The 7,892-nt window shown below is 39.6% G+C and carries 7 protein-coding genes; all 7 read left to right on the forward strand.

All coding sequences use genetic code 11. The annotated features are described in order from the left end of the window. A partial coding sequence (locus tag I6F40_RS10090; protein WP_331460303.1) for a FimV/HubP family polar landmark protein occupies positions 1–1,611 on the forward strand: 1,611 nt, incomplete at its 5' end. Positions 1,612–1,759: 148 nt separating this feature from the next. Then, on the forward strand, positions 1,760–2,557 hold the full coding sequence (gene truA, locus I6F40_RS10095) for a tRNA pseudouridine(38-40) synthase TruA (RefSeq protein WP_166376974.1): 798 nt from the start codon (positions 1,760–1,762) through the stop codon (positions 2,555–2,557). Between the two features lie 140 nt (positions 2,558–2,697). Next, on the forward strand, positions 2,698–3,573 hold the full coding sequence (gene accD / locus I6F40_RS10100; protein ID WP_007376856.1) for an acetyl-CoA carboxylase, carboxyltransferase subunit beta: 876 nt from the start codon (positions 2,698–2,700) through the stop codon (positions 3,571–3,573). A 25-nt stretch (positions 3,574–3,598) separates the two neighbouring features. Beyond that, positions 3,599–4,867 (forward strand): bifunctional tetrahydrofolate synthase/dihydrofolate synthase, encoded by a 1,269-nt coding sequence (gene folC, locus I6F40_RS10105; protein WP_166376975.1) that lies wholly within the window; start codon positions 3,599–3,601, stop codon positions 4,865–4,867. 11 nt (positions 4,868–4,878) lie between these two features. Next, entirely contained in the window at positions 4,879–5,490 is a 612-nt protein-coding gene (locus tag I6F40_RS10110; RefSeq protein WP_166376976.1) for an SPOR domain-containing protein, read from the forward strand. Between the two features lie 195 nt (positions 5,491–5,685). Beyond that, entirely contained in the window at positions 5,686–6,180 is a 495-nt protein-coding gene (locus tag I6F40_RS10115) for a CvpA family protein (protein WP_007376853.1), read from the forward strand. 18 nt (positions 6,181–6,198) lie between these two features. Next, on the forward strand, positions 6,199–7,725 hold the full coding sequence (gene purF / locus I6F40_RS10120) for an amidophosphoribosyltransferase (protein WP_166376977.1): 1,527 nt from the start codon (positions 6,199–6,201) through the stop codon (positions 7,723–7,725). Positions 7,726–7,892: the final 167 nt, after the last annotated feature.

Genomic DNA, 7,892 nt, shown 5'->3' on the forward strand with positions numbered 1-7,892 from the left:
CTTGAAGAAGAGCCAGAGCTTGAAGAAGAGCCAGAGCTTGCAGAAGAGCCTAAGCTTGAAGAAGAACCAGAACTTGCACAAGAGCCAGAGCTTGAAGAAGAGCCAGAACTTATAGATGTAACGGTTGATGATTTTTCAGACACATCAGAGTCGCTTCTTGATCCTGAAGATGCACTTGAAGAATATACAGATGATACTTTAAAGAGCGTTGATGAGCTTTTAAATGAGCTACAGCAAACTACAGATGATGACTATTTAGAAACACCTGATTGGTCTTTAGACGAGCTTGATGATGATCTTGAAGAAATAGAAGTAGACCTTGGTGACGATCCGCTAGCGGGCGACGATGATTCAGATCTTACTGAAATTGAAGAGCAGCTTGATAGCGAGCTTGTAACGCCAAGTGAAGAGTTGGATGAATATCCTGAACTCGAATTAGACGACGCTCAACCATTATTAGAGAGTGAGCCCTCGTTTGAGTCGCAAGAACCCAAAGAAGAAGCATTAGATGATGAAAATGCAGTAGCACTTAGTCAAACAGAGAAAGATCTCGCAAATGCGCTTATGGCAGATGGTGATTTAGATAGTTTAGAAGATGATTTTGATGATGAACTATTAATTGATAATGACTTCTCTGAATTAGAAACTGAGATTGAAGATGAGTCGCTTGATGATGATTTACTTCAAAAAATTAATGATGAGGTTGATTCTGTTGAACCACCAAGTATTGAAGATAACATCAAACCTCTTAACCTTGATGAAGTTCAAGAAACATTAGAAAGTGAGTTGCCATTTACCCCTGAAGAATTACAAGGGGATGATTTAGATGGTGAGGCACCGGGAGTCGCTTCCAGCCAGGCTGAACAAGATTTAGCAAACGCACTTATGGCAGATACTGATTTAGATAGTTTAGAAGATGATTTTGATGATGAGATTTTAATTGAAAATGATTTTTCTGAATTTGACGAAGATAGTTTAGAGCAAGCGCTAACTGATGAGTTATCAGACGAATCGCAAGAGCAAACAAATGCAGAGCGCGAAGCACAGTTAACAAGCTTAGATGAAGTGGGTGGCACTGATATTAGCTCTGACGACGAACTTGATGAAGAGTTTATGTCGAATTTGACGCAAACTGATTTTGATTCATTACTTAGTGAGTTAGCAGAGCCTGAAGACTTAAGTGTTGATGACAGCAGTGAATTTGATGTTGACTTTGACAGCTTGCTAAAAGAAGACTTAGAGACAGATGATTCATTAACTACAAAAGAGTCACTTGTTGAAAGTAGTGATGTTGAGCAACTTGATAATGATGAATTTGTAGATATTGATTCATTATTAGAAGAAAGTGACGACGCTGAACTTGAACACGAACCTTACACCGACGTTAATATGGATGTCGGTTTGAGTGAGTTTGATGCATTACTTGCAGGTGATAACCCAACGGATGTTGATGCTGAAAGTGGTGGCTACTCAGCTAAACTTGATTTAGCGCGTGCTTATATTGAAATTGATGATTTTGATTCTGCGCTTAAAGTCATTGAGGATGTTATTAACAAAGGTCCTGAAGAAGTTCAAGAGGAAGCACTTAGCTTAAAAGCTAAACTAAAATAATTAAAATGTTTATAAGAACCCGTATCTAGCTTAGCTAAATACGGGTTTTTTTATGTGTATTGGTTTGATTACGACAGGTCTCCTTTTATTGCATCGTTAGATAGCATAAAATGCCTCGTTCATTAGCACAGTAGGTAAAACGGTAATTATGCGAGTAGCACTTGGAGTTGAATACAACGGCGCACGTTATAGTGGTTGGCAGCGTCAATCACATGTAAATAGCGTACAGCAAGAAGTAGAAAGAGCGTTGTCGCGTATTTGTAATCATCCTGTTGAAGTTATATGTGCAGGGCGTACAGATGCTGGTGTGCACGGTACAGGCCAAGTAATACACTTTGAAACGCAAGCCGATCGCGATATGGTCGCATTTACACTAGGTATGAATACTTTAATGCCTAAAGATATTGCTATTCGCTTTGCCCAACCGGTTGCTGATGACTTTCATGCCCGTTTTAGTGCTACAGCTCGTCGTTATCGCTATGTTATTTATAACTCCCCCCTACGAGGTGCGGTATTAAACGAGGGTGTTACGCATTTTCATCATCATCTTGATGAAACAAAGATGCAAGAGGCGTGTCAGTACTTAATAGGTAAACACGATTTCACCTCTTTTAGAGCGATACATTGCCAAGCGAATACACCGACAAGAACAATTCATCATCTGTCGGTACAGCGCCAAGGTACTTACGTTATTATTGATATTAAAGCGAATGCATTTTTACATCACATGGTACGTAATATCACAGGCAGCTTAATGGATGTTGGTTTACATAAACAACAACCTATATGGATAAAAGAGTTACTTGATTGTAAAGAACGCGCAAAGGCCAGTGCTACCGCTAAGGCTGCTGGTTTGTATTTAGTGGATGTTGACTACCCTGAGCAATTTAATATTCCTCAAACACCTTTAGGCCCTTTATTTTTGCCTGATATAGATGTGGTATAAGTACTTTTTATGAGCACTTTTAACTACTAAGACCAGTTTTTTATACCGCGTTAGTGTAATTCATGTTTTAATTGAAAAAATTTGTCTGCTAATTGCTATTAGCAGGCTCGCGACACAGAACAGTATTAAGAGAGTTGCAAATGAGTTGGCTAGAAAAAATCTTACCTAAAACGACAAAATCATCAGGTCGTAAAGAAATCCCAGAAGGTGTTTGGGCTAAGTGTACATCGTGTGATTCAATTTTATATAAAGCTGAATTAGAAAAGTCATTAAACGTATGTCCTAAGTGTGACCATCACATGCGTGTTAGTGGCCGTAAGCGCCTAGAGCACTTTTTAGATGAAGGTGATCGTCAAGAGCTTGGTACACAACATGAGCCTAAAGACATTCTTAAGTTTAAAGATTCTAAAAAGTACTCTGACCGTATCAGTGCAGCCCAAAAAGCAAGTGGTGAAAAAGATGCACTTGTAGCTATGAAAGGCCGATTAAAAGGTATTCCAGTGGCAGCGGTAGCATTTGAGTTCTCATTTATGGGTGGTTCAATGGCTTCTGTTGTTGGCGCTCGCTTTGTTGATGCTGTTGATCAATGTTTAGAGCATAACATGCCGCTTATTTGTTTTTCTGCATCAGGCGGAGCACGTATGCAAGAAGCGCTTATGTCGCTTATGCAAATGGCTAAAACAAGTGCTGCACTTGCAAAAATGACGGAAAAAGGTCTTCCATTTATTTCAGTAATGACCGACCCGACAATGGGTGGTGTATCTGCATCACTTGCTATGCTGGGGGATATTAACGTTGCTGAACCTAAAGCGTTAATTGGTTTTGCAGGTCCTCGTGTTATTGAGCAGACTGTTCGCGAAACATTACCTGAAGGTTTTCAGCGTAGTGAATTTTTGCTAGAACATGGTGCAATTGACATGATTATTGACCGCCGTGAAATGCGCGATACCCTTGCACGCATTTTAGCTAAATTTATGAACTTGCCTTCTACGGAACAAGAGCATAGAGTAGCGTAAATTTCAGCTTTACTGATTACACGCTATGACAAAAACAATTCCTAGCCAATCATCAAGCCTTGATGATTGGCTTTTTTATTTAGAAAGTGTTCACCCAGCTAACATTGCAATGGGCTTAGAACGAGTTGCTAATGTTGCCAACAATATTGGCCTTTTAAACACTCCAAGTAAAATTATTCTTATTGCCGGTACAAACGGTAAGGGCACCACTGCACGTTGTTTAGAGTCGCTACTACTAGCGCAAGGTTTTAGCGTGGGTACTTACGCATCACCTCATTTAATTCGTTATAACGAGCGTGTACGAGTTAATGGCGAAGAACTGGCAGACCAATTTCATATAGATGCTTTTCACCAGCTTGAGCAAGGCCGTAAAGGCACTCCTCTGACTTATTTTGAATATGGAACTTTGGGTGCGTTGGCAATTTTTAAACGCTGTAAGGTCGATTATGTATTACTAGAGGTTGGTCTAGGCGGGCGCTTTGATGCTACAAATATAGTAACTCCCTTTGCAAGTGTGATCACCACTATCGATTTAGATCATAAAGAGTACCTAGGTGATACGCGAGAGTTAGTGGCTTATGACAAAGCCGGTATTTTTCGTGAAAACACGCCTGCTATTATAGGGGATTTAAATATTCCTCACACAATGACTGATTATGGCAAAGAAATTAATGCCAATATGACGTTGTCGGGCAGTGACTTTATTTTCAAAGAAAATGCTGAGAGCTTTAATTGGCAATATAAAGAACATAATCTTGAAATAGATAAGCCAGCAATACCGTGTCAAAATGCAGCAACGGCGTTAACTGCGCTAAGTGTTTTAAGCTTATTACCTAGTGAGCAAGTCATACGAAGTTGCCTCGCTAACTTAGTGGTAGAAGGGCGGTTTCAGCAGTTAAGCGCTGAGCCTTTAGTCTTTACCGATGTAGCACATAACCCTGAGTCGGCGCGTTATTTAGCCAATAAGTTATCAAGCTTTAAAGATAAAGGCTTTAAAATTCATGCATTAGCCGCTATGCTTGCTGATAAAGATAAAGTGGGTGTACTTAAAGAAGTATGTCACTTGGTCGATGAGTGGTCATTAGCGAGCTTAAGTGGTCCGCGAGGCGACACTGCAAGCAATTTACAAAATGCGCTGCAGGGTATATCTCATCATCATAATACTATCAATAGCTATGATAGTGTGGCACAGGCACTGAGTGTAATTTTACCAAAACAACAAAGTGATACTATGTTGATTGTATTTGGTTCATTTTTTACAGTGGCCGGCGCTATTAATTACTTTAAAAAATAGAGAGGATGTCGGTGAACTCAAGTTTTATTAATCGCTTAGTCGGAACAAGTATAGTAGTGATCGCAGCAATTGTGTTTATCCCTAATATACTCGATGGCGAAAAAGTGCATTATAAAGAAGGCTTTAAAGCGATTCCTGATCGCCCTGAGTTCAAAACAATCGATCTTCAAGAGTCAATTGATGAAAACATGGCTAATGCTGAGCCACTAAAGCAAGATGAAATTGAAGACATTCAAGCTGACGATGAAGCTTTTGAGCAGCAAAGCGCGATGGATGAGAGTGACTACGCTGTAGAGGAGAAAGTTGTTGAAGCGACTATTAAACCCAAAGCTAAACCAAAACCTATTGCGCCCCGTAAAAGTGATGAAAACCTAACAAGTATGGCTTACGTTATTCAATTAGGTAGTTTTTCACATGCTGCAAATGTAAAAGCATTACAGGCTAAATTAAAAGTTAAAGGGTTTAAAACGTTTACTAAACCGATTAAAACCCCAAATGGGACGTTAACTAAGGTGTTTGTTGGTCCTTCGCTTGATAAAAATGAATTACAAAAGCAGCTTCCTCAGCTGAAAGTGCTTACTAAATTAAATGGTAAAGTTACGCAATACACAGTAACGAAATAATTATAAAAAGGCTTGTATCACAAGCCTTTCTTTATTTATTTATATTTGTTTTTATCATTATCTTTATCTCACAATACCCATTCTATAATGTTAATTTTTTGTATTAACTACAACCCAGTAATCTCCCGTTTAAACTTGCATACTAACGATGTTTGGGTATAGAATGCGCCCCAAATTAGCGACTAATTGGTTCTTATGATCTGGGTTGATTACGCCATTATTGGCATCATTGCATTGTCTACCATCATCGGTTTAATACGCGGCTTTGTAAAAGAAGCAATGTCATTAGCGGTATGGGCTGGCGCCTTTATCATCTCTAGCTTATTTTACCAATATTTAGCTTCCTTCCTAACAACCATTTCTGAACCCCTTTTAAGAAATGCTGCGGCCATAGCCATATTATTCTTTGCGACGCTACTGTTAGGCGGTTTACTAAACTATATTTTAGGTGAGCTTGTACATCGTACTGGTTTATCGGGTACCGACCGTGTTTTTGGCATAGTGTTTGGTGCTCTACGAGGCGTGTTGGTCGTGAGCGCGTTACTCTTCTTTCTTGATGCTTTTACTGGTGCACCCAATACGCACTGGTGGGGCAATTCTATTTTGATTCCAGAATTTGGCTTTGTAGTTGAATGGTTCTTTTCGTACCTAGAAAACAACTCGAGCTTTTTAAATTCAGTAAACCGTTAATCGGCGAGGATAAATTACATGTGTGGTATCGTTGGAATAGTCGGAACATCCCCTGTGAATCAGGCGATTTATGATGGCTTAACTGTTTTGCAGCACCGTGGTCAAGATGCCGCGGGTATCATTACCATTGAGAATAATACGTTTAGCTTACGCAAAGCAAATGGCTTAGTGAAAGATGCCTTTCACACTCGTCATATGAAACGACTACAAGGTACAATTGGTCTTGGCCATGTGCGCTATCCTACAGCAGGATCTTCAAGCTCATCTGAAGCACAGCCTTTTTATGTTAACTCACCGTTTGGTATAGCACTTGCCCATAATGGCAACCTTACTAATGCAGAAGCTTTAAAAGAGCAGTTATTCTCAGAAGCACGTCGTCACGTTAATACAACGTCAGACTCTGAAATTTTACTTAATGTCATGGCACATGAATTAAGCAAATCTGATAAGTTGCATTTAGACCCTGAAGATATTTTTACTGCGGTAACCGAAGTAAACAATAAAGTAAGCGGTGGTTATGCAACTATTGCTATGATTATCGGCCACGGCATTGTTGCTTTTCGCGACCCTAATGGTATTCGCCCACTTGTATTTGGTAAACGCGAAACCGAAAAAGGTACTGAGTACATGTTTGCCTCAGAAAGCGTTGCGTTGAAACCGGACGGTTTTGAGTTTGTACGTGATGTAGCCCCTGGTGAAGCTATATATGTTACAGAAGAAGGTGAATTCCATTCACTTAGTTGTGCTGATAAGGCATCTTACTCGCCGTGTATTTTTGAATTTGTTTATTTTGCTCGACCTGACTCAACAATAGACCGTATGTCTGTGTACGCAACACGCGTAAACATGGGGACTAAACTAGGCGAAAAAATTGCACGTGAATGGGCTGACAAAGATATTGATGTAGTTATCCCAATCCCAGAAACTTCATGTGATGTAGCACTGGAAATCGCACGTGTACTTGATTTACCGTATCGCCAAGGTTTTGTTAAAAACCGTTATATTGGTCGTACATTTATCATGCCAGGCCAAGAGATGCGTAAAAAATCAGTGCGCCAAAAGCTAAACGCAATTGATCGCGAGTTTAAAGGTAAAAACGTATTATTGGTTGATGACTCAATTGTTCGTGGTACAACATCAGCACAAATTGTTGAAATGGCCCGAGAGTCTGGTGCTAAAAACGTTTACTTTGCATCAGCGGCACCTGAAATACGCTTCCCTAATGTGTACGGTATTGATATGCCTTCAGCAGCTGAGCTTATTGCTCACGGACGTGAAGTTGAAGATATTAATGCAAGTATTGGTTCTGACGGTTTAATCTTTCAATCGTTAAAAGATTTAATTGCTGCGGTTAGCCAAGAAAACCCTGAAATTACTAAGTTTGAAACTTCAGTATTTGATGGCCAATATATTACTGGCGATATTGATCAAAACTATTTAAATCGTATTGATAAGCTACGTAACGATTCTGCAAAAAGCACCCGCGAAAGTGCGATGTCTTCAGGTTTAGAGATACACAACCAAGACGAAAATGAAGCTGATTAATAGTTAGTTAATAAAAAGTCGTTACACAAAAAAAGGGAGCTAATTAGTAACACCACTCGTTTAAGAACGAGTGGTGTTTTTTCGTTTATACCTAACTGGATATTTTTGTGTCTTTGCGAGCACCGTTCGCGGATAAGCTTTTCGCTTTCTTTTCTCCGGTAATATTA

It is taken from the genome of Pseudoalteromonas sp. SWXJ133, from assembly GCF_015864365.1.
Taxonomy (GTDB): domain Bacteria; phylum Pseudomonadota; class Gammaproteobacteria; order Enterobacterales; family Alteromonadaceae; genus Pseudoalteromonas; species Pseudoalteromonas arctica.

Bases quoted from the DNA above. Each gene is read 5' to 3' on its own strand.
- purF (WP_166376977.1), top strand. From the start codon at position 6,199: ATGTGTGGTATCGTTGGAATAGTCGGAACATCCCCTGTGAATCAGGCG.
- folC (WP_166376975.1), top strand. From the start codon at position 3,599: ATGACAAAAACAATTCCTAGCCAATCATCAAGCCTTGATGATTGGCTT.
- accD (WP_007376856.1), top strand. From the start codon at position 2,698: ATGAGTTGGCTAGAAAAAATCTTACCTAAAACGACAAAATCATCAGGT.
- I6F40_RS10115 (WP_007376853.1), top strand. From the start codon at position 5,686: ATGATCTGGGTTGATTACGCCATTATTGGCATCATTGCATTGTCTACC.
- truA (WP_166376974.1), top strand. From the start codon at position 1,760: ATGCGAGTAGCACTTGGAGTTGAATACAACGGCGCACGTTATAGTGGT.